This window comes from Pseudomonas paraglycinae (assembly GCF_021601625.1).
GTDB classification, from domain to species: domain Bacteria; phylum Pseudomonadota; class Gammaproteobacteria; order Pseudomonadales; family Pseudomonadaceae; genus Aquipseudomonas; species Aquipseudomonas paraglycinae.
The window spans coordinates 1-21,986 of record NZ_BQHR01000029.1; the positions used below are offsets into that span (position 1 = coordinate 1).

The following is a 21,986-nucleotide window of genomic DNA, read 5'->3' on the forward strand; positions in this document are numbered from 1 at the left end:
AGCTTCACCGGATCCGGCGTCAGATACCGTCCCACGTCCGGGTCGTAATACCGGTGCCGGTTGTAATGCAGCCCGCTTTCGTCATCGAAGTACTGCCCCTGAAAGCGCAGTGGCTGGTTCAGGTAGTCCTCGGTCGCCAGTTCCAGTGAGGTGACCTTGCCGTAGGCGCTGTATTTGGCGGACCAGACGATGTCGCCGCTGTAGTCGGTCAGTTCCTGCGGGGTGCCGAGGTGGTCGAGCTGGTAGTAGAACGGGCAGGCGCGTTTCGGGCCTTTGCCGTCGAGCATGGCCAACGGGCGGAAGGTGCCGGGTTCGTAGATGAAGCTGCGGTGTTGGGTCGGGCTGCTTTCGGCGATCAGGTGGTCGCCTTGCCAGAAGAACTCGGTGGTCTGGCCGTCGACGGTTTTGCGGATGCGCCGGCCGAAGGCGTCGTATTGGTAGGTCGCGGTTTTGCCGTCGGGGCGGGTCAGGCCGATCAGGCGGTGCTGGCTGTCGTAGCGGTATTCGGTGACAAGGGTTTGCGCGCGGCCGCGGCGTTCGCGGATCAGGTTGCCGAAGGCGTCGTAGTCGTAATGACGATCGCCCTGCATCCGCAGGCGATTGCCGTTGATCTGTGTCGGACCGGGGCGATCCTGCATCAGCAGGTTGCCGGCCGGGTCGTGGGCGAGGTTTTCCGGCACATCGTCGCGGGTGTGGCGCACGCGGATCAGCCGGTCGAGGGCGTCGTACGTGTAGCTGCGCTGGCCGTGGCGGGTGTCGGCGATGTGTTCGAGGTTGCCGTTGGCGCTGTAGGCAAAGTCGCGGCGGTACAGCGCGCTGCGTTGATGGCCTACGGCGTGGGACTTCAAGCGGCCCTGTTCGTCGTAGGTGTATTCGCTGAGCAGCAGGCCTTGCTGGCGCTGCTGTTCGCGGCCGTTCTGGTAGACGTGGCGGGTCAGCAAGGCGCCGTTGAGGTCGATCGCGGTCAGCGCGCCGCCCTTGGCGTAGTGGTAGTCGAGCTTGCTGTTGTCCGGCAGGCGCAGGCGGGTGAGCTGGCCGCAGGCGTCGTAGGTGTAGCGCAGGGTGCCCCAGCCCTGATGCTCGCGCACCAGCCGGTCCTGCAGGTCGTATTCGAAGGCCAGCGGGTGATCCTGGCCGTCATCCACGCCGACCAGCCGACCGAGGCGGTCATAGCGGTAGCTGACCTCGACCCCGTCCGGCAGGGTCTTGAGCAGCAGACGCCCAGCAGCATCACGTTGGTAAGCGGTGACCAGCGTCGAGCCGTCGTCGCCGAACTCGGTCTTTTCCAGCAGGTGGCCATTGCGGTCGTAGGCATACGCCGTGCGCCGACCATCGAAGCCGGTTTCCTGTCGGATCAGTCCGGTCGGCGTGTAGTCCAGCCGGTATTTTTCGCCGGATTCGTTCTCGATTTCCGTGAGCAGCAGCTGCGCATGGTCGTAGCGGTACTGCAGCCGCGTGCCGTCGGGGTTGATCCGCCGGCTGACCAGGTGCAGGTCGTCGTCATATTCGTAGCGGGTGATACGCCCCAGTTCATCGCGCTCGGCGGTGATCTGGCCGTAGGCGCTGTAACTGAAAGCCCGTGTCGCCCCGGTAGGCAGCGTTGTTTGGATCAGCCGGCCAACGGCGTCCCACGCGTGGCGAGTGATCGCGCCGTTTTCGTCCTGCGCAGTAATCCGCCGCCCCTGAAGGTCGTAGGAAAACTTCCGAACCCCACCGTCCGGCAGACTTTCCTCGACCAACTGACCCAGGTCGTTCCACACGAACACGTGCCGGCCAGAATCCGGATAACGGACCGACAGCAACCGCCCCTGCGCGTCGTAGTGGTAATGGGTGACATGGCCATCGGGATCGACCGCTTCGGTGATGTCACCCTGGGCATTGCGCCGGTACGTCCACACCGCATCGCCACGTGAGCGGCTGTGCAGAAAACCGTTGCGGTACTCGTAGGATGTCGGCGCATCGTCCGGCGGAATCAGCGCGATCAACCGCCCGGCGTCGTCATAGCGGTACTCGGTGACCGCCCCCAGCGCATCCTGCTCGGCAACCATCCGGCCCGCCGAATCATAGGCCTTGAGCTGTTCGCCACCATCGGCGGCGACCTGACGCACCAACCGCGCGGTGTCGTCGTGGACGTAAGTTTCCTCAGTCCCATCGACGTACTGCACGGTGACCCGGCCAGTGTCATCCCAGACGTAACGCGTGTCCATCTGCGAAAACGACGCCCAGTGCCGCACGCAACGCGCCGCTTTGCCAGCGCGCTCCCACGCCCAGAAAAAGCTCGCGCCGCCGCTCAGTTGCCGTTGCAGGATGACGTGCCGGTCGTCGTAATCGTAACGCTCGGTCTCGCCGACGGCGTTCGACGCCTCGATCAGTCGATGGCGAGCATCAAAGCGGTAACTGACCAGCGTCTGCTCGGTACGCCAGGCAGACTCCCGAAAAACCTGATAATCGACCGCGATCAGATGCGCCCGCTCATAGCGCAGCAACAGGGAACGACCGGCCCCGTTATCGAGGCGCTCAACGCGATCCAAGCGGTCCCGCGTAATACGCAACCGGTTACCGTAGGCATCGCTGACAGCAGTCAGACGCCCAGCCCGAAAGTGATAAAACCGCGCCGAGTCCCCCGCCAGCGCAACAATCAGCTCCTCAGGCTCATCCCCGAGAAAGATCGCCGCTCGCGACAAGCTGTTGTGAATCGCCGGCCGCTCGACGCTCGGCAACGGAAACCGCGTGCGCCGGTTCTCGTGATCCACCCAGACCACCGAAGCGCCATCAACCTCCAGCCGATGCGCCAGCGAATGACCCCAGCCAAACCCCAACCCAACATCGATCTCGGCCGCGCTGGTGCGGTACAACCGGCTGAACTCGAACGGCAGCAGCCCATCGAGCACTCCATCAGTCAGCGTCAGCAATTCCTCACCGGTGACCATCGACACCGGACAGCCGTTGGTGCAGGTCAGCGGCGCACAATCGGCACTGTCACCGTTGGGATTTTTCGCCTGATCCGAAGCCTCATCCCGAGGCTCATGCCGTTCCATTCGCGTCATGCCGTGGGACTTTTCACGCGCAACGGCCGCCGGATTGGGCACTGTCAGCACCAGCGCATCCCCCGTGCGAACCTCCAGCGGAATAGCCGGTGTCGGCCGCAACGGTGCCGGACCCGCATTGACCATCAGCGGTTTCAACGCGCTCGCATGCCGGGTCAGATCAGGCGCGGAGGTCAGCTCCGCCAGCCGCAACGCCGAAGCCGCCAGCCATTCCCGCGCACGCGGTGACTTGATCTTGCCCAGTACTTTGGTGCTCAACCGCAGCGGCACACCCATGCCACCCGACACACACATCAGCAGAAAACTGACCAGCAATTCGGCCCGAACCTCAGCCACCACCTCGGCCAGATACTGTGGCGGCAGCATCTTTAGCCAACTGGTAAAGGCCGCCAGATGAATGAACAGCAACGGCTCATCGCCGAGCATCAGCAGGCCATTGGCGATGGCCTCGGTGGACGCCTCAAGCAGGGCCTCCAGCTCGGCGGCGGACAGGTACTGCAGAAGCTTTTCGCTGTTGGCCTGCAAATCGGCGAGCAACGCGAACAGTTGCTTCACGTCATCCCAGACACCATTCAGGGCAGTTTCAAAACCGTGCCAGTCAGCCTGTTGCAACTGCCCGTAACGCTCGGTGAAACCGGCGCTGGAAAACGCCGTCCACTGCGGTTGAAACCCTTTCCATTCCTCACGTAACCAGCCTTCCAGACCATCGATGAGGCCTTGATACGAGGCGTATAACGTCCGGATATGCGCAGTGGAAACATCGGGAAAGAAGGTGATGCGATAACGCTGGCCCCGGTCGCAGTCGTCGACCTTGAGAATGCCGCTGGGGCCGATGGTGTAATGCAGTGGATCGCCGAAACCCAGAACACCGTCGACATCGGAAATGACCGGTTCAAGGGTCACCGGCGTATCGCCGATCGGCACAAACCGCGCGGCTTCGAACATGTGCACCAGCGTCAGGGAGCCGCTGGCGGAACACATGGCCACGGAGGAACTGATGGGTTTGCGGCTGGCAACCGGTGCACTGAGCCGGACATCGTTGCCGACCTGGAACACTTGCTCGACACCCAGCGCGGTGCCCGTCCAGAACTGCTCGGCCCAGGCGTCATAGTTGTTGAGGCAAAGGCGAAACTCCTTAAACAGCTTTTCGACGTCGGGCTGATCAGGGTTCAGCGCAGCGACCACCAGCAAACCAATGCTGTTGTTCAGTTTCAGGAGTTGGTCAGATGGAAGCATTCGCAGTCACTCGCGCGCATCAGGGGAATGGCGCGAAACTTTGCGGGGGATCAAACAGGAAAGAAGTCAGCCGAGTAGGCGATGTCTGTAGGGCGATTCTCTAAATGTGCGAGAGGGCGTTCGGCGGACAACCGACATTGCCCGTTGCTCAACCTTGGCCGGGCTCGTTATGCTGCTGAACCCTTTAATCAGATCCGAGCAGCGGCGCTATCCACGCCGCCCGGGATGTCTTTGATAACGGATCCGATGATGAATGCACCGCTGAAGGCGTTCGGCCCGATCAAGGCCGTGATTTTCGATATGGACGGTTTGCTGCTGGACACCGAGGGCATCTACACCGAGGTTACCTCGCTGATTGCCGAGCGGTACGGGCGCACCTTCGACTGGAGCATCAAGCAGAACATCATCGGGCGTGGCGCCGGCGATCTGGCCCGTTATGTGGTTGAAGCGCTGGACCTGCCGATCACCGCCGAAGAGTTTCTGGTGATCCGCGAGCCGCTGATGCGCGAGCGTTTTCCCACCGCGCAAGCGATGCCGGGCGCCGAGGAGCTGATCCGCCACCTCAAGGCGCACAACATTCCGATTGCCGTCGGCACCAGTTCGTCGCGTCAGTCGTTCGGTCAGAAAACCACCTTGCACCGCGACTGGTTCGCGTTGTTCGACTTCATCGTCACCGCTGACGACCCGGAAGTCGGCGCGGCCAAACCGGCGCCGGACATCTTCCTCACCGCCGCGCGCCGCCTGGGTGTAGCGCCGGAAGATTGCCTGGTGTTCGAAGACTCGCCATTCGGTGTGACGGCGGCGAAAGCGGCCGGTATGACTGCCATCGCCATTCCCGATGCCGCCATGGCCGATGAAAAATACGCACACGCCGACGGGATTCTTCGTACGTTGAAGGCGTTTACGCCGAGTGCATGCGGATTGCCGGCGCTCGACTGGGCCTGATCAAATCGCGAACAAAAGAAACGCCGCCCCTCTGTCAAAGGAGGGGCGGCGTTTTTCGTTATCGACTATCTGATCAATCAGGCGCCGAAACCACCGTCGATGGTCAGGCTGGCACCGGTGATGTAACCGGCCTCCGGGCTGGCGAGGTAGGCCACGAAGCTGGCGATTTCCTCTGCCTTGCCGTAGCGACCCACCGCCATCAGCGGGATCAGACTGTCGGCAAACTCGCCGTGAGCCGGGTTCATGTCGGTGTCGACCGGGCCGGGCTGCACGTTGTTGATGGTGATGCCGCGTGGGCCGAGGTCGCGGGCCAGGCCTTTGGTCAGGCCGACCAGTGCGGACTTGCTCATCGCATACACGCCACCACCGGCGAAGGGCATGCGGTCGGCGTTGGTGCTGCCGATGTTGATGATGCGTGAGCCTTCGCCCATGTGTTTGGCGGCTTCCTGGCTGGCGATGAACACGCTGCGCACGTTGATTGCCAGGGTCTGGTCGAAGTCTTCCAGTTTGAAGTCTTCCAGCGGGGCGACGGCCAGTACACCGGCGTTGTTGACCAGGATGTCGAGGCGGCCAAAGGTTTCGACAGTGGCGCTTACCGCGTGGCGAATGGCACCGGCGTCGGCGCTGTCGGCCTTGATCGCCAGGACTTTGCCGCCGGTGGCGGTGATGCTGTTTTGCAGTTCTTCAGCCTTGGCGGCGGAGCTGACGTAGGTAAAGGCAACCGCGGCGCCTTCAGCGGCCAGGCGTTTGACGATGGCGGCACCGATGCCGCGAGAGCCGCCTTGAATCAGAGCGACTTTACCGCTGAGGTTTTGAGTGGTCATGTTCGATCTCCAGAAGTTTCAAGGCAGGCTGCCTTGGTGTGGTGTCGAGTATCTGCCCCTCGCCAATAGGCGGGTAGACCGTGGTTGCTATAGTCTGTGTAAACCAAAAGTTTATAGTGGCGGCCATGGAAACCTTCAGCAGTATCGAATGCTTCGTGCGCAGCGCCGAAGTCGGCAGCTTTGCCGAGGCCGCGCGACGCCTTAGCCTGACACCGGCCGCCGTGGGTAAGAGTGTGGCGAAACTGGAAGCGCGCCTCGGCGTGAGGCTGTTCCAGCGTAGCACCCGAAGATTGACCCTGACGGAAGCGGGGCAACTGTTTCTGAGTGAGGTCAGCGGCAGTCTCACCACCATCCAGAATGCAGTGAACAATCTGGCCAGCGCTGGTGGTCAACCGGCCGGTACGCTGAAAGTCAGTATGGGCACGGTGTTCGGCCGTTTGTACATCGTGCCGTTGCTGGGGGAGTTCCTGAAAAGGTTTCCGGCAATCAATCCGGACTGGCATTTCGATAACCGCCAGGTCGATCTGATCGGCCAGGGTTTCGATGCAGCAATTGGTGGAGGCTTCGAACTGCCCCAAGGCGTAGTAGCGCGCAGGTTGACGCCGGCGCATCGGGTGTTGGTGGCTTCTGCGGATTATCTGGATCGATACGCGCCGATCAGCGAGCCGGACGACCTCAAGCTGCACGACGGCATCCTGATCCGCTCACCGCAGACCGGTCGCGTGCGCTCGTGGCAGTTGACGCATCGCACCCGGCAACACAGCCCGCTAACCCTCAAGGCACGAATGACCATGAGCGATTCAGAAGCCGCCTGCGCCACGGCGGCGCAGGGGTTGGGGATTGCGTTGGTGAGCATGCCGTTTGCGGTCGGCTACCTAGAGGCAAGGACTTTGCAGCGAGTCTTACCCGACTGGTACGTCGACGACGGCAACATCTCCATCTATTACGCCGAACACAAATTGCTGCCGGGCAAGACCCGGGCGTTCGTCGATTTTGTCATCGAGCAGTTTTCTACCTTGGGCCTCGCCGAACGTTTCAACGCGCAAAACGTGCTGGCCAGCCGATGATGGTTTTCGGCCGTGGCGTTGCGTAAGTCCGCACCTTGGAGGTCGACAGGCCCAGTCGCACCAGCGATTCGGCGATGGTCACGGCCGCTGTGACGCCATCGATCACCGGCACCCCGGTGCGCTGACGGATCTTCTCGTCGAGCCCGGCCATGCCGCCGCAACCGAGGCAGATCACTTCGGCTTTATCCTGAGTCACCGCCAGTTCCGCCTGATGCACGATGGCTTCCAGCGCCCGCTGCGGTTCGTGCTCCAGCTCCAGAACCGCCAGACCACTGGCGCGCACCGAGGCGCAGCGATCCCACAAACCGGACAGTTTCAGCCGATCCTCGATCAACGGCACGGTGCGATCCAGCGTGGTGACCACCGAATAGGCGTGGCCGAGAAACATCGCGGTGCTGGCCGCCGCATCGGTGATGTCCACCACCGGCACGTTGAGTAATTCCTGCAAGCCTTCGCGACCGTGTTCGCCGTAGCCGGCCTGGATCACCGCATCGAACGGCTGGTCGTAGGACATCACCCGGTCCATCACAGCGATGGCGGCCAGGTAACTTTCGAAATTGCCTTCGACTGAATCGGCGCCGAAGTACGGCGTCAGGCCGACAATCTCGGTGCCGGGGGAAGCGACAGCCTGCGCCGAACGGGCGATGGCCTGGGTGATGGATTCGGTGGTGTTGACGTTGACCACGAGAATTCGCATGGGAAGTCCTTATTACGGTTGGTTCTGCGGCCCCGCGAAGGGCCGCCAAAAGATTCAGTGGCTGACGTTGTCGACGGCGATGGCTTCACCGTCGACGTCGGCGTAGTGCGGCTGGCGTTTGGCGATGATCAGGTAAAGCATCCCGGCAATGCCGGCGCCGATTAGCCAGGAGAAGGGCGAAACGAGGTGGAAGCCCGGCACCAGAGCCAGGACGATGGCGATCAGCGCGGCTGGAATGAACGCCGCCACAGCCCGCAGGTTGATCCCGCGGCTGTAGTAATACGCGCCGTTCGGGTTTTCGCTGTACAGCTGCGGTACGTGGATCCGGCCTTTGCGGATCAGCCAGTAGTCGACCATGATCACGCCGTACAACGGTCCGAGCAGGGCGCCGAGGCCGGACAGGAAATACACGATCACCAGCGGGCTGTTGTAGAGATTCCACGGCAGGATCAGCACCGCAATCGTCGCGCTGATCAGCCCGGCGCGGCGGAAGGTCAGGTATTTCGGCGCCAGATTGCTGAGCACGAAGGCCGGGGCGACGAAGTTGGCCATGATGTTCACCGCCACGGTGACGATCAGGAACGCCAGGCATCCGAGTACCAGAAAGAACGTGTTGGGAATCGACGCAATGATCTCGGTCGGGCTTTCGATGATCCGGCCGTTGATCTGAAATTGCGCGCCGCACAGCAGGACGGTGATCCCGGCGAACACCAGAATATTGACCGGCAGGCCCCAGAAATTTCCGATCTTGATCGTCTTGCGGCACGGCGAAGAGCGGGCGAAGTCGCAGAAGTTGAGGATCAGCGTCCCGTAGATCGCCAGCCACAAAGCGCCGCCGGCAAAGATGTTGCGCCACATCTCGCCGCCGGTCAGTGGTTCGCGGATCGACCAGGCGATGGTCGCGTTGGCCTGGGTGTACATCCACGCGGCGAGGCAGGCGACGGTCAGCAGAATCACCGGCCCGGCAAAGGCTTCGTAGCGGCGGACCATTTCCATGCCATACGCCAGAATCCCCAACTGCACAAACCAGATCGCCACGAAACACACCCAGCCCAGGCTCGACAGGCCGAGGATCGAGTTGTGGTCGTAGTCGGCGAAACCGGGATGGATCGCCGTGAGCAGCACGCGAAACACCACCGACGCCAGGTACGTCTGAATCCCGAACCAGGCGATGGCGATCACCGCCCGGATCAATGCAGGAATCTGTGCCCCGTGAATGCCGAAACTGATCCGGCTGATCACCGGAAACGGCACGCCGGTTTTCTGCCCCATGTAGCCGGACAGGTTCATGAAGAAGTACACCAGCGCCGCGCCGATCCCCAGCGACAGCAGAATCTGCCAGCCGCCCAGGCCCAGGGCGTACAGGCCGATGGCAAACGAGTAGTTGGCGATGTTGTGCACATCGTTGGTCCACAGGGCAAAGATGCTGTATTTGCCCCAGCGCCTTCCTTCGACCTTGGTCGGCGCGAGGTCGCTGTTGTGCAGACGCGGGCTCAGTTGCAGCGGTTCGGCGATGCCATCACCGGCCACGCTGTGGTCGAGGGGTGAAGAGGCGGGCAGATTCAGCGCGATGTTGTTATTGGAGAGACTCGTACGCATTCCGGCAGGCTCCTGATGTTCGGGCCGCGATGACTGTGCATGAGCGTTCGGGCTCGGCAGATCTTCGTCGCGGCGGTGAAAACATCACTGGTTACGGGGCATCTGCAGCCTGTACGGGATAGGGCGCTTCAGGCTTGCGGATCGAAAGTGTGGGTTCATGTTTTGCGGTTTTGTATACAAAACATGCATGCACTAAAGCCAGATCTGTGCCAGCCGGCGATCTATGAAAATCATCGCTGATTTCGAAAAGTTATTGAGGAGCGCCAAGTCGTTGAAATACCGGCGATATAAATTGACCGTTCGAACAGGTATTTATTTTTCGGGAGGGATTTTGGCGGGCGCCGGGAGGGAGTGTTTTTGGAGCCTGATGTAACTTTTCAGGGCGCAGAAACGAAAAGTGCACACATAAATGGCACCGATGGTGACATTCGTGTGTACACATTTTTCAAGACGGGCGGTGAACACTGTGGGAGCTGACTTGCTCCCACGGGGCAACAGCGATGCTTATGCCTTACTGATGATGTTCCCGGCATGCAACCCGCATTCTTTCTGGGTCGCTTCTTCCCACCACCAGCGACCTTCACGTTCGTGCTGGTTCGGCAGGACAGGACGAGTGCACGGTTCGCAGCCGATGCTGATGAAACCGCGCTCATGCAGGCTGTTGTACGGCAGCTCCAGCATGCGGATGTAGCCCCAGATTTCCTCGCTGGTCATCTGCGCCAGCGGGTTGAACTTGTACAGGGTGCGCTCCGGGGTGGAGAACGCTGTATCGATTTCCATCACCGCCACGGCACTGCGAGTACCAGGGCTCTGGTCACGACGCTGGCCGGTGGCCCAGGCCTTCACGTCGGACAGTTTGCGGCGCAGCGGCTCGATCTTGCGGATCCCGCAGCATTCGCCATGGCCGTCCTTGTAGAAACTGAACAGGCCTTTTTCCTTCACGAACGGTTCAAGTTTCGTGTAGTCCGGCGAGACCAGTTCGATGTCGATCTTGTAGTGCTCGCGCACCTGATCGATGAAGCGGTAGGTTTCCGGATGCAGGCGGCCGGTGTCGAGACTGAACACCTTGACGTTCTTGTTCAGCTTCCAGGCCATGTCCACCAGCACCACATCTTCGGCGCCGCTGAAAGATATCCACAGGTCATCGCCGAACTCGGCGAACGCGAGTTTGAGGATGTCCTGCGCGGATTTGTTGGCATAGGTCGTGGCGAGTTCCACGACGTCGAACGTTGGGCTCATCAGGGCGGCTTCCTACAGGTCGGTGGCGCTGGGCGCTCTATATGGCGGCGATGGTAACAAAAAGCAACGCGCGCCGGGGCAGCCTCTGCGTTGCGCGCTCCAGGTCGAGCCGCTAGAGTTCGGGCTCGCTCGGCTCAATAAACATTACAAATGGAGTGTCCTGTGGAAATTGCCTGTCTTGATCTTGAAGGGGTGCTGGTGCCGGAAATCTGGATCGCCTTCGCCGAAAAAACCGGAATCGAATCGCTCAAGGCCACCACCCGGGACATTCCCGACTACGACGTGCTGATGAAGCAGCGCCTGCGCATCCTCGACGAGCATGGCCTGAAGCTTTCGGACATCCAGGAAGTGATCGCCACCCTCAAGCCGCTGGACGGCGCGGTGGAGTTCGTCAACTGGCTGCGCGAGCGGTTTCAGGTGGTGATTCTGTCGGACACGTTCTACGAGTTTTCCCAGCCGCTGATGCGTCAGTTGGGCTTTCCGACCTTGCTCTGCCACCGACTGATTACGGATGACACCGGGCGGGTGACCAGTTACCAGTTGCGTCAGAAAGATCCGAAACGTCAGTCGGTTCTGGCTTTCAAGGGCTTGTATTACCGGGTGATTGCGGCGGGGGATTCCTACAACGACACCAGCATGCTGGGCGAAGCGGATGCGGGGATTCTGTTCCATGCGCCGGATAACGTGATTCGCGAGTTTCCGCAGTTTCCGGCGGTGCATACGTTCGAAGAGTTGAAGCAGGAGTTCCTCAAAGCCTCGAACCGCGACCTGTCCCTGTAATCACATTCCTTGATCGTTCCCATGCTCCGCGTGGGAATGCCGCTATGGACGCTCCGCGTCCACTGGGACGCGGAGCGTCACGGGATGCATTCCCACGCGGACGGTTCGACGCCTCGACGTGGGAACGATCAACGTGGGGCGCTTCTAGTTAAAGGGTTTGCAGGGTTTCGAGCAAAACTCTGACCTTGGTAATCGATTCCTGATACTCCGCCTGCCAGTCCGAATCAGCGACGATCCCGCCACCGCCCCAGCAGCACACCTGTCCATCCTTCACCAGCAGACTGCGAATGGCGATGGAGCTGTCCATCTCGCCACGCACGTCCAGATACAGCAACGAACCGCAATACAACCCACGTCGGGTCGGTTCCAGTTCGTCGATGATCTGCATCGCACGAATCTTCGGCGCGCCGGTGATCGAACCGCCAGGGAAGCTGCCAGCGATCAGGTCCAGAGCATCGCGATCTTCCGCCAGCTCACCGGTCACGCTGCTGACCAGGTGATGCACGTTCGGATAACTTTCCAGACTGAACAACTCCGGCACCCGCACCGAGCCGATGCGGCAGGTGCGGCCCAGGTCGTTGCGCAGCAGGTCGACGATCATCAGGTTTTCCGCGCGATCCTTGGGGCTGGCCAGCAGTTCGGCGGCGTTGGCCGCGTCTTCGGCCTGGCTCGCGCCACGGGGGCGGGTGCCCTTGATCGGGCGGGTTTCCACCTGACGCTGGCTGACTTTGACGAAGCGCTCGGGCGACAGGCTCAGTACCGCGTTGCCGTCGGGCAGGCTCTGGAAACCGGAAAACGGCGTCGGGCAGGCCTCACGCAGTTTGCAGTAGGCCAGCCATGGATCGCCCTGGCACGGCGCGCGGAAGCGCTGGGCGAAGTTGACCTGATAGCAGTCGCCGGCCTGGATGTAATGCTGGATACGCTCGAACGCCTGACGGTACTCGTCGGCTGAGAGATCTGCCGCCATCGGGCTGCTCAGCTTGAACGGAGTCAGTTCGGCGCCCACCGGTTGGCTGAATACATCGATCAGCCGTTGTTTCTCGCTGGCGCTGACCGAAGGGTGAAATACCAACTGGCTGGTTGCCGATTGGTGATCACTGATCAAGGCCCAGTCGTACAGCCCAAAGCGCGCATCGGGCAATTGCAGGTCATCCCGGGCCTGGCTCGGCAGGTTCTCCAGATGCCGGCCGAAGTCGTAGCTCAGGTAACCGATCAGGCCGCCGGCGAAGGGCAATTCGTACCCATCGGGCAATTGCGCGTCGCCCAAGCGGGTCAGATTGTCCCGCAGACGTTGCAGGAAATCGTCGCCGCGCTCGTCCGGCAACACCGCCAGTTGTTCCAGCGGCCAGGCGCTGAGCAGGTCATAACGGCCACGGTCGGCACTCGGCCGGCCACTGTCGAGCAGCACGGCGCCGGGCGCATGGCGGACGGCCGCGAAATAGTCGGCAGGGTTGGCGCGGTAGGGCAGCGGGTGTACGGAACAGGTCAACATGGGCGGGGCAGATCGGCCATCGAGGCGGGGTGGGGATTGTAGTCCTCTCCGATGCCAGATCAAAGTCAAAAGCCTACCCCCTCACCCCAGCCCTCTCCCCCAAAGGGGGAGAGGGGGAAGGGAGCAGATCTTCATGCTTTTCAAAGCCTGAGTTCGACTCGGTCATTCAGGTCGATGTAACTCGAATGTTCAACACCGTCGGCTCCCTCTCCCTCCGGGAGAGGGCTGGGGTGAGGGTGCTTTTGCTTCTGAGCTTCAGCCCTCGACTGCCGGAATATGCCCAAACAACTCCTGAGCAAACGCCACCCGCTCTTCAACCGACTCCGTCACGCCGCGCGCCTTGAGCTCTTCCAGATGCGCTTCCACCGCATGGGTACGCAACGTCAGTCCGCAATCGTTGGCAATCTGGATATTCAGCCCCGGCCGCGCATTCAGCTCCAGAATCAGCGGGCCTTTCTCCTGGTCCAGCACCATGTCCACGCCGATGTACCCCAGGCCACACAGCTCATAGCAACCGGCCGCAAGCTTCATGAAACCGTCCCAGTAGGGCAGTTGCACGCCGTCCACCGCGTTGGTGGTGTCCGGGTGTTTGGTGATGATGTTGTTCAGCCAGGTGCCGCGTAGGGTCAGGCCGGTGGCCAGGTCGACACCGACGCCGATGGCGCCCTGGTGCAGGTTGGCCTTGCCCCCGGACTGACGGGTCGGCAGACGCAACATCGCCATCACCGGGTAGCCCATCAGCACGATGATGCGGATGTCCGGCACGCCTTCGTAGCTGATGCTCTTGAAGATCTGGTCCGGGGTCACCCGGTATTCGATCAGCGCCCGATCACGGTGGCCGCCCAGCGAATACAGACCGGTGAGGATGCTGGAGATGTGATGCTCCAGCTCTTCGTGGGCAATGATCTTGCCCGACACCGTGCGATAGCGGCCCTCGAAACGGTCGGCGATGACGATGATGCCGTCACCGCCGGCGCCCTGGGCCGGCTTGATCACGAAGTCGTTGCGCCCGCCGATGATCTCGCCGAGCTTGTCGATTTCCTTCTCCGTGGAAATCACGCCATACAGTTCCGGCACGTGAATGCCGGCCTTGATCGCGCGTTCCTTGGTGATGATCTTGTCATCGACGATCGGGTACAGGCTGCGCTTGTTGTACTTGAGCACGTAGTCGGCGTTACGCCGATTGATGCCCATGATGCCCCGGGCTTCCAGGGCCTTCCAGGTCTTCCAGAAACCGAACATCAGGCGTCAGCCTTCTTCAGGAAAGCCTTGAAACGTACGAGTTCAGTCAGGCGATAACCGCGATAACGACCCATGGCCAGCATGAAGCCCACCAGGATCAGCAGGATCGCCGGGAAGGTGAACACGAAGTACACCAGCTCAGGAACGGTCATGATCAAGTGCGCCAGGGACGCTGCGAACAGCGTGCCGATCGCCACTTTCATGGCATGGCTGGCGCCGCGTTCTTCCCAGGTGATCGACAGACGTTCGATGGTCATGGTCAGAATCACCATCGGGAACAGCGCCACCGACAGCCCGCGCTCCAGACCGAGTTTGTGACTGAACAGGCTGATCGCCGCGATCAGCACCACCACGAACGTCAGCACCACCGACAGGCGCGGCAGCATTTGCAGCTTCAGGTGTTCCAGATACGAGCGCAGCGATAACCCGAGCGCGGTGATCACGGTAAACAGCAGGATGCCGAAGCCCAGTTGCGTCTCGCGGAAGGCCAAGGCGATCAGCACCGGTGTGAACGTGCCGAGGGTCTGCAGGCCGATCAGGTTGCGCAGGATCAGGATCACCAGCACGCCGATCGGGATCATCACCATGATCATGAACGTCTGCTGGGTTTGCAGCGGCAGGCCGTACAGCGAGTATTCGAGGAAGTTGGCGTCGGTGTTTTCGTCGGTCAGCTTGGCCAGACGAATCGCGTTCATCTCGCTGTTGTTCAGGCTGAAGGTCACGTTGGCCTTCTTGCCGCCGTCGACAGTGATCAGGTTTTCATCACCGCTCCACCACAGCAGGCGGTCGGTCGGCAGGCCTTGTTCGCCGGTTTCCGGGTTGAAGTACAGCCAGTCGGTGCCGTTGAAGCTGCGCAGCCACAGTTCCGGAGTTTGCGGCTGATCGGCGACGAGGCGGATGGTGTGGACTTTCTCCACCGGCACGTGGGCGATGGACAGCAGCAGTTCGACAATCTTGGCTTTGTGCGGCGTCGACGGATCGCCGGCCAGCAGCAGTTTCACGTTGTCGTCGTTGACGTTGTTGACGCGTTTGATCGCTTCGCCAATGAAGGTCTCGACGTCGGCCGAGTGCTGGCGGATCGGGGCGAGCAGGGCTTCGGCGGCAATCTTTTCCGGGCCTTCGATGGCCATGCTGTCGCGGAAGGTCGGGCCTTTGATCTTGGTTTTCTCGGCGGTGTAACGCTTGGTCAGCACCAGGCGGTAATAAAGGGTCTGGTTGCCCTTGGCCCGGCGTGCCGACCAGGTGACCTTGCGGTTGCCGTCGACACGGTTGACCGCCACACCGTAATTGTTGGAGATGAAGCTTTCATTGAGGCTGACGTAATCGCGGCTCAGGGGCGGCACGAACATCTGGATCTTGACCGGATCCTTGGTGCTGGCAACGAACTCGACCTTGGCGTCGATGTTCCACAAGTCGTCGGTGGCGTCTTCGGTCACTGGAATGCCGAGCACGAAAATCTGATAGGCCGTAACCGAAACGCCCAGCAACACCAGGATGGTGATCAGGACTTTCAGGTGGAAGGTTAGAGAACGCATGGAAATTACTCGGCGGTATGAGCGGCGATGGCGCAGGCGGGTTTGCCGGCAGCGTATTTAAGACTGGGATCGACCAGCGCATCGAAGCGTTTCAGCGCCTCGGAGCCGATCAAAAGCGGGTATTGGAACGCACTACGGTCGGTCAGGTTCACTTCGATGCTGCGCATTGCCGAACCCATGCAGATGTCCAGCTCGATCACCGGGCGCGCGGTGTACTTCTTGCCTTCTTCAGGGTCGTAGTCGCCGGCGCGGCGCTTGATCTTGCTGACCCGGGCCAGCGGCCGTTCGATCGGGTGCGAATGCGCGGCGTCGATGGCCAGGTAGAAACGTACCCAGGACTCGCCGTTGCGTTTGAAACGTTTGATGTCGCGGGCGCTCAGGGAGGCGGTTTTCGCCCCGGTGTCGAGTTTCGCCGCCACTTCCAGGTTGATCCCGTCGAGGGCAGCGTATTCGTTGAGGCCGTACACGGTCTTTTCCCCCGCCGCGGCGAGGCCGGGCAGGCAAAACAGTGCAAAGAATGTGGGGAAGGGCTTGAGTCTCATAAATCCTGGCGAGCAGCGTTCCGTTCTCGGTTCAGGGCCATGGCATCAGGAAATCCTGTCTGCCCATGCGCCTTCGTGTGCCTATCAGCTTTTTATGACAAGCCGTGCAAATGACTCGCAAATGCGGGCGGCATTCTAGCACGGTGGTTTTATGGCGCCAGCGGCGGGACCGGTCTATAACCCTTGGGGCTGATATGAAGGCTTATTAGACGATTGTCGACAATCTGTATTTATCCTTTGACTGATGCGGGCTGGTTCGCTAGTTTTTGCCGCATTGGATTTGAAGGTGTCGACAATATGCTGGATCAACTCGATCCCCCGGTGATCAACGGCGACGATTCCGAGACGCTCTCGGAAAACGTCTTCCGACGCATCCAGGCGGCCATCGTCAAAGGCGAGATCGCCCCGGGCAGCAAGATCTCCGAGCCGGAACTGGCGCGCACCTACGGCATCAGCCGCGGGCCGCTGCGCGAGGCGATCCACCGGCTGGAAGGCCAGCGCCTGCTGGTGCGCGTACCGCACGTCGGTGCGCGGGTGGTGTCGCTGAGCCACGCCGAATTGCTCGAACTCTACGAAATCCGTGAATCCCTCGAAGGCATGGCCTGCCGTCTGGCGGCCGAACGCATGAGCGTCGAAGAAATCGACGAACTGCGCCGGGTGCTGGAAACCCATGAACGCGATGCAGCCTTCCAGGCCGGTGTCGGCTACTACCAGCAGGAAGGCGATTTCGACTTTCACTACCGGATCATCCAGGGCAGCGGCAACCGCACCCTCACGCAAATGCTCTGCGGCGAGCTCTATCAACTGGTGCGCATGTACCGCATCCAGTTTTCCACCACGCCCAACCGCCCGCGCCAGGCCTTTGCCGAACACCACCGGATTCTCGATGCCATCGCCGACCGTGACGGCGAGCTCGCGGAATTGTTGATGCGCCGTCACATCGGCGCCTCGAAACGCAACATCGCCCGTCACTACCAGGACGGCGCCGACAATAAGACAGCCACTGAACGAGGTGAGTCATGAGTTCCAACAAGAGCACTCCAGGCCAGCGTTTCCGCGATGCGGTCGCCAGCGAACATCCGCTGCAAGTGGTCGGGGCGATCAACGCCAACCACGCGCTGCTGGCCAAGCGCGCCGGTTTCAAGGCGATCTACCTGTCGGGTGGCGGGGTGGCTGCCGGCTCCCTCGGCGTGCCGGACCTGGGCATCACCGGCCTGGATGACGTGCTGACCGACGTGCGCCGCATCACCGACGTCTGCGACCTGCCGCTGCTGGTGGACGTCGACACCGGTTTCGGCGCCTCGGCGTTCAACGTGGCCCGCACCGTCAAGTCGATGATCAAGTTCGGCGCAGCAGCGATTCACATCGAAGACCAGGTCGGCGCCAAACGCTGCGGTCACCGCCCTAATAAAGAAATCGTGACCCAGCAGGAAATGGTCGATCGCATCAAGGCTGCCGTCGATGCCCGCACCGACGACAGTTTTGTGATCATGGCCCGCACCGACGCCCTGGCCGTTGAAGGTCTGGAATCGGCACTGGATCGCGCCGCTGCGTGCATCGAGGCCGGCGCCGACATGATCTTTCCGGAAGCCATCACTGAACTCGAGATGTACAAGTTGTTCGCCAGCCGTGTGAAAGCGCCGATCCTGGCCAACATCACCGAATTCGGCTCGACGCCGCTGTACACCACCGAGCAACTGGCCGGCGCCGATGTGTCGCTGGTGCTGTACCCGCTGTCGGCGTTCCGCGCGATGAACAAGGCTGCGGAAAACGTCTACACCGCGATCCGCCGCGACGGCACTCAGCAGAATGTCATCGACACCATGCAGACTCGCATGGAGCTCTACGATCGCATCGATTACCACACCTTCGAGCAGAAGCTCGACGCGTTGTTTGCGGCGAAGAAGTAAGCCGCAACCGTACTCCCTAATAAATTCAAGATTGGAGACAACAATGGCCGAAGCAAAAGTACTCAGTGGCGCCGGGCTCCGGGGCCAGGTTGCCGGGCAAACCGCACTGTCCACCGTGGGCCAGGCCGGTGCCGGGTTGACCTATCGCGGCTACGACGTGCGCGAACTGGCAGCAGATGCAAAATTTGAAGAAGTGGCGTACTTGCTGCTCTACGGAGAACTGCCGACCAAGGCACAGCTCGCCGACTACCAGAGCAAACTCAGCAAGCTGCGCGACCTGCCACAAGCGCTGAAAGAAGTGCTGGAACGCATCCCCGCCGACGCCCACCCGATGGACGTGATGCGCACCGGTTGCTCGTTCCTGGGCAACATCGAGCCGGAGAAAGACTTCTCCGAGCAACGCGACAAGACCGACCGCCTGCTGGCCGCTTTCCCGGCGATCATGTGCTACTGGTATCGCTTCAGCCACGACGGCAAACGCATCAACTGCGTGACTGACGAGCAGTCCATCGGCGGCCACTTCCTGCACCTGCTGCATGACAAGAAGCCGAGCGAACTGCACGTCAAAGTGATGAACGTGTCGCTGATCCTCTACGCCGAGCACGAATTCAACGCCTCGACCTTCACCGCTCGCGTGTGTGCTTCGACCCTGTCCGATCTGTATTCCTGCGTCACGGCGGCCATCGGCTCGCTGCGTGGCCCGCTGCACGGTGGCGCCAACGAAGCGGCGATGGAAATGATCGAGCGCTTCTCGTCGCCGGAAGAGGCGATCAAAGGCACCCTCGGCATGCTCGAACGCAAGGACAAGATCATGGGCTTCGGCCACGCGATCTATAAGGACAGCGATCCGCGCAACGAGGTGATCAAGGGCTGGTCGAAAAAACTCGCCGACGAAGTGGGCGACAAGGTGTTGTTCGCGGTTTCGGAAGCCATCGACAAGACCATGTGGGAGCAGAAGAAACTGTTCCCCAACGCCGACTTCTACCATGCCTCGGCGTACCACTTCATGGGCATCCCGACCAAGCTGTTCACCCCGATCTTCGTCTGCTCGCGCCTGACCGGCTGGGCAGCGCACGTGTTCGAACAGCGCGCCAACAACCGCATCATCCGTCCAAGCGCCGAGTACACCGGCGTCGAACAGCGCAAGTTCGTGCCAATCGACCAGCGCTGACCGGGGAGGGCGCCGGCACAGGCGCCCCCTCTTTGAAACTACCGTGACCGAGTCCTGACCGATGAACACAGAATTTCGCAAGAACCTGCCCGGCACGCCGCTGGACTTTTTCGACGTCCGCGCGGCTGTCGATGCGATCCAGCCCGGCAGCTACGACACCCTGCCGTACACCTCTCGCGTGCTGGCGGAAAACCTCGTGCGTCGCTGCGACCCGGCCACGCTCACCGATTCCCTGAAACAACTGATCGAGCGCAAACGCGACCTCGACTTCCCGTGGTTCCCGGCTCGCGTGGTGTGCCACGACATTCTCGGCCAGACCGCGCTGGTGGATCTGGCCGGCCTGCGCGACGCGATTGCCCAGCAGGGCGGCGACCCGGCGCAGGTCAACCCGGTGGTGCCGACCCAACTGATCGTCGACCACTCGCTGGCGGTTGAAGCGGGCGGTTTTGACGCCCAGGCGTTCGAGAAGAACCGCGCCATCGAAGACCGTCGCAACGAAGACCGCTTCCACTTCATCAACTGGACCAAGAAGGCGTTCAAGAACGTCGACGTGATCCCGCCGGGCAACGGCATCATGCACCAGATCAACCTGGAGAAAATGTCTCCGGTGATTCAGGTGCGCGACGGCGTGGCATTCCCGGATACCTGCGTCGGCACCGACAGCCACACCCCGCACGTCGATGCGCTGGGCGTGATCGCCATCGGTGTCGGTGGTCTGGAAGCCGAAAGCGTGATGCTCGGCCGCGCGTCGTGGATGCGCCTGCCGGAAAGCGTCGGCGTCGAACTGACCGGCAAGCTGCAACCGGGCATCACCGCCACCGACATGGTGCTGGCGCTGACCGAATACCTGCGCAAACAGAAAGTGGTCGGCGCATGGCTGGAGTTCTTCGGCGAAGGTGCTTCGGCACTGACCCTCGGCGACCGCGCGACCATCTCCAACATGGCCCCGGAATACGGCGCCACGGCGGCGATGTTCTACATCGACCAGCAGACTATCGATTACCTGAAACTCACCGGTCGCGAAGACCAGCAAGTTCAGCTGGTCGAGCAATACGCCAAGCAGATCGGTCTCTGGGCCGACAGCCTGAAAGGCGCGCAATACGAGCGCGGCCTGACCTTCGATCTGTCTTCGGTGGTGCGCAACATGGCCGGCCCGAGCAACCCGCACGCCCGTGTGGCGGTGTCGGATCTGGCGGCCAAAGGCATCGCCGGTCAGTGGGAAGACGTGCCGGGGCAAATGCCTGACGGCGCGGTGATCATCGCGGCCATCACCAGTTGCACCAACACCAGCAACCCGCGCAACGTGATCGCCGCTGGCCTGCTGGCGCGCAACGCCAACAAGCTCGGGCTGACTCGCAAGCCGTGGGTCAAGTCGTCGCTGGCGCCGGGCTCGAAAACCGTGGCGCTGTACCTCGATGAAGCGGGGCTGACCACGGAGCTGGAGCAACTCGGTTTTGGCGTTGTCGCCTTCGCCTGCACCACCTGCAACGGCATGTCCGGCGCGCTGGATCCGGTGATCCAGCAAGAGATCATCGACCGCGATCTGTATGCGACCGCTGTGCTGTCTGGCAACCGCAACTTCGACGGGCGGATTCACCCGTACGCCAAGCAGGCGTTCCTTGCTTCGCCGCCGCTGGTGGTGGCCTACGCGATTGCCGGCACTATTCGTTTCGACATTGAAAAAGACGTGCTGGGCGTGGTCGACGGCAAGGAAGTTCGCCTGAAAGACATCTGGCCGAGCGACGAAGAAATCGACGCGGTGGTGAAATCCTCGGTCAAGCCCGAGCAGTTCCGTCAGGTCTACATCCCGATGTTCGCCATCCATGAAGACACCGGCCCGAAAGTCACGCCGCTGTACGACTGGCGCGAGATGAGCACCTACATCCGCCGTCCGCCGTACTGGGAAGGCGCACTGGCCGGCGCGCGTCCGCTCAAGGGCATGCGCCCGCTGGCGGTGCTGCCGGACAACATCACCACCGATCACCTGTCGCCGTCGAACGCAATCATGCTCGACAGCGCCGCCGGTGAGTACCTGGCGAAAATGGGCCTGCCGGAAGAGGACTTCAACTCTTACGCGACCCACCGTGGCGACCACTTGACCGCGCAGCGCGCAACGTTTGCCAACCCGAAACTGTTCAACGAAATGGTTGTGGAAAACGGCAAGGTCAAGCAGGGCTCCCTGGCCCGTGTCGAGCCGGAAGGCAAAGTGATGCGCATGTGGGAAGCCATCGAAACCTACATGGAGCGCAAGCAGCCGCTGATCATCATCGCCGGCGCCGACTACGGTCAGGGATCGTCCCGGGACTGGGCGGCCAAAGGCGTGCGTCTGGCGGGTGTGGAAGCGATCGCCGCCGAAGGTTTCGAGCGCATTCACCGCACCAACCTGGTGGGCATGGGCGTGTTGCCGCTGGAATTCAAACCGGGCACCGACCGCAAGACGCTGGGCATCGACGGCAGCGAAACCTACGACGTGATCGGCGAGCGCACGCCGCGTGCCGACCTGACGCTGGTAATCCATCGCAAGAACGGTGAACGCGTCGATGTGCCGGTGACCTGCCGCCTCGACACCGCCGAAGAAGTGTCGATCTACGAGGCCGGCGGCGTGTTGCAGCGCTTCGCTCAGGACTTCCTCGAAGAGTCGGCGGTTGCCGTTTAAATCA

16 protein-coding genes are annotated in these 21,986 nt (G+C 61.6%); 7 read left to right on the plus strand and 9 right to left on the minus strand.

Annotated elements, in window-relative coordinates; translation table 11 throughout:
• Window positions 1-4,283 (minus strand): DUF6531 domain-containing protein (locus L6D82_RS28810; protein WP_373870920.1); only part of this gene is annotated, 4,283 nt, incomplete at its 3' end.
• Between the two features lie 249 nt (window positions 4,284-4,532).
• Here L6D82_RS28810 and L6D82_RS27440 point away from each other — a divergent pair.
• Window positions 4,533-5,228: an HAD-IA family hydrolase gene (locus L6D82_RS27440; RefSeq protein ID WP_007960113.1), complete on the plus strand. Its 696-nt coding sequence runs from the start codon at window positions 4,533-4,535 to the stop codon at window positions 5,226-5,228.
• A gap of 77 nt (window positions 5,229-5,305) precedes the next feature.
• On the opposite strand, the gene L6D82_RS27445 is transcribed toward L6D82_RS27440, so the two are convergent.
• Window positions 5,306-6,052 carry a 3-oxoacyl-ACP reductase family protein gene (locus L6D82_RS27445; protein WP_236192046.1) on the minus strand — a complete coding sequence of 249 codons (747 nt, stop codon included), beginning with the start codon at window positions 6,050-6,052 and terminating at the stop codon, window positions 5,306-5,308.
• Window positions 6,053-6,177: 125 nt separating this feature from the next.
• On the opposite strand from L6D82_RS27445, the gene L6D82_RS27450 reads away from it, so the two are divergent.
• Window positions 6,178-7,119 carry a LysR family transcriptional regulator gene (locus tag L6D82_RS27450; protein ID WP_236192047.1) on the plus strand — a complete coding sequence of 314 codons (942 nt, stop codon included), beginning with the start codon at window positions 6,178-6,180 and terminating at the stop codon, window positions 7,117-7,119.
• Here L6D82_RS27450 and L6D82_RS27455 read toward each other — a convergent pair.
• The 3 genes from L6D82_RS27455 to L6D82_RS27465 form a co-directional block, all read right to left on the minus strand.
• A complete protein-coding gene (locus tag L6D82_RS27455) occupies window positions 7,088-7,816 on the minus strand; it encodes an aspartate/glutamate racemase family protein (protein WP_085711883.1) in 729 nt (242 codons plus the stop codon). The genes L6D82_RS27450 and L6D82_RS27455 overlap by 32 nt on opposite strands.
• A gap of 54 nt (window positions 7,817-7,870) precedes the next feature.
• Entirely contained in the window at window positions 7,871-9,415 is a 1,545-nt protein-coding gene (locus L6D82_RS27460; protein WP_085747918.1) for an NCS1 family nucleobase:cation symporter-1, read from the minus strand.
• Between the two features lie 504 nt (window positions 9,416-9,919).
• Window positions 9,920-10,654, minus strand: a complete 735-nt coding sequence (locus L6D82_RS27465; RefSeq protein WP_039769972.1) for a phosphoadenylyl-sulfate reductase — start codon at window positions 10,652-10,654, stop codon at window positions 9,920-9,922.
• Between the two features lie 162 nt (window positions 10,655-10,816).
• On the opposite strand from L6D82_RS27465, the gene thrH reads away from it, so the two are divergent.
• Window positions 10,817-11,434, plus strand: coding sequence for a bifunctional phosphoserine phosphatase/homoserine phosphotransferase ThrH (gene thrH / locus L6D82_RS27470; protein WP_102688655.1), 618 nt, complete (start codon window positions 10,817-10,819; stop codon window positions 11,432-11,434).
• Window positions 11,435-11,582: 148 nt separating this feature from the next.
• On the opposite strand, the gene pabB is transcribed toward thrH, so the two are convergent.
• From pabB to rloA, 4 genes are all read right to left on the minus strand, one after another.
• Window positions 11,583-12,926, minus strand: a complete 1,344-nt coding sequence (pabB, locus tag L6D82_RS27475) for an aminodeoxychorismate synthase component I (protein WP_236192048.1) — start codon at window positions 12,924-12,926, stop codon at window positions 11,583-11,585.
• 255 nt (window positions 12,927-13,181) lie between these two features.
• The gene (locus L6D82_RS27480) at window positions 13,182-14,168 is read right to left on the minus strand and encodes an alpha-L-glutamate ligase-like protein (protein WP_085747914.1); all 987 of its coding nucleotides are present in this window, start codon (window positions 14,166-14,168) and stop codon (window positions 13,182-13,184) included.
• Window positions 14,168-15,703 (minus strand): osmotic stress tolerance membrane protein RloB, encoded by a 1,536-nt coding sequence (gene rloB / locus L6D82_RS27485; protein WP_007951967.1) that lies wholly within the window; start codon window positions 15,701-15,703, stop codon window positions 14,168-14,170. The genes L6D82_RS27480 and rloB overlap by 1 nt, the downstream gene beginning before the upstream one ends.
• Window positions 15,704-15,708: 5 nt before the next feature.
• On the minus strand, window positions 15,709-16,245 hold the full coding sequence (rloA, locus tag L6D82_RS27490; RefSeq protein WP_011333239.1) for a retropepsin-like aspartic peptidase RloA: 537 nt from the start codon (window positions 16,243-16,245) through the stop codon (window positions 15,709-15,711).
• A gap of 300 nt (window positions 16,246-16,545) precedes the next feature.
• Between rloA and L6D82_RS27495 the strand changes: the two genes are divergently transcribed.
• The 4 genes from L6D82_RS27495 to acnD all read left to right on the plus strand — a co-directional run bounded on the left by L6D82_RS27495 (window position 16,546) and on the right by acnD (window position 21,982).
• Window positions 16,546-17,268: a GntR family transcriptional regulator gene (locus L6D82_RS27495; protein WP_173892848.1), complete on the plus strand. Its 723-nt coding sequence runs from the start codon at window positions 16,546-16,548 to the stop codon at window positions 17,266-17,268.
• Window positions 17,265-18,155 carry a methylisocitrate lyase gene (gene prpB, locus L6D82_RS27500; RefSeq protein WP_007951973.1) on the plus strand — a complete coding sequence of 297 codons (891 nt, stop codon included), beginning with the start codon at window positions 17,265-17,267 and terminating at the stop codon, window positions 18,153-18,155. The genes L6D82_RS27495 and prpB overlap by 4 nt, the downstream gene beginning before the upstream one ends.
• Window positions 18,156-18,198: 43 nt before the next feature.
• The gene (gene prpC, locus L6D82_RS27505; RefSeq protein WP_102718663.1) at window positions 18,199-19,326 is read left to right on the plus strand and encodes a bifunctional 2-methylcitrate synthase/citrate synthase; all 1,128 of its coding nucleotides are present in this window, start codon (window positions 18,199-18,201) and stop codon (window positions 19,324-19,326) included.
• A 61-nt stretch (window positions 19,327-19,387) separates the two neighbouring features.
• A complete protein-coding gene (acnD, locus tag L6D82_RS27510) occupies window positions 19,388-21,982 on the plus strand; it encodes a Fe/S-dependent 2-methylisocitrate dehydratase AcnD (protein WP_102686935.1) in 2,595 nt (864 codons plus the stop codon).
• Window positions 21,983-21,986: the final 4 nt, after the last annotated feature.

Excerpts from the sequence above, each read along its gene's own strand:
- rloB (WP_007951967.1), bottom strand. The coding sequence starts at position 15,703 with ATGCGTTCTCTAACCTTCCACCTGAAAGTCCTGATCACCATCCTGGTG.
- prpC (WP_102718663.1), top strand. The coding sequence starts at position 18,199 with ATGGCCGAAGCAAAAGTACTCAGTGGCGCCGGGCTCCGGGGCCAGGTT.
- L6D82_RS27460 (WP_085747918.1), bottom strand. The coding sequence starts at position 9,415 with ATGCGTACGAGTCTCTCCAATAACAACATCGCGCTGAATCTGCCCGCC.
- L6D82_RS27450 (WP_236192047.1), top strand. The coding sequence starts at position 6,178 with ATGGAAACCTTCAGCAGTATCGAATGCTTCGTGCGCAGCGCCGAAGTC.
- prpB (WP_007951973.1), top strand. The coding sequence starts at position 17,265 with ATGAGTTCCAACAAGAGCACTCCAGGCCAGCGTTTCCGCGATGCGGTC.
- L6D82_RS27440 (WP_007960113.1), top strand. The coding sequence starts at position 4,533 with ATGAATGCACCGCTGAAGGCGTTCGGCCCGATCAAGGCCGTGATTTTC.
- L6D82_RS27480 (WP_085747914.1), bottom strand. The coding sequence starts at position 14,168 with ATGTTCGGTTTCTGGAAGACCTGGAAGGCCCTGGAAGCCCGGGGCATC.
- L6D82_RS27465 (WP_039769972.1), bottom strand. The coding sequence starts at position 10,654 with ATGAGCCCAACGTTCGACGTCGTGGAACTCGCCACGACCTATGCCAAC.
- acnD (WP_102686935.1), top strand. The coding sequence starts at position 19,388 with ATGAACACAGAATTTCGCAAGAACCTGCCCGGCACGCCGCTGGACTTT.
- L6D82_RS27455 (WP_085711883.1), bottom strand. The coding sequence starts at position 7,816 with ATGCGAATTCTCGTGGTCAACGTCAACACCACCGAATCCATCACCCAG.
- L6D82_RS27445 (WP_236192046.1), bottom strand. The coding sequence starts at position 6,052 with ATGACCACTCAAAACCTCAGCGGTAAAGTCGCTCTGATTCAAGGCGGC.
- pabB (WP_236192048.1), bottom strand. The coding sequence starts at position 12,926 with ATGTTGACCTGTTCCGTACACCCGCTGCCCTACCGCGCCAACCCTGCC.
- rloA (WP_011333239.1), bottom strand. The coding sequence starts at position 16,245 with ATGAGACTCAAGCCCTTCCCCACATTCTTTGCACTGTTTTGCCTGCCC.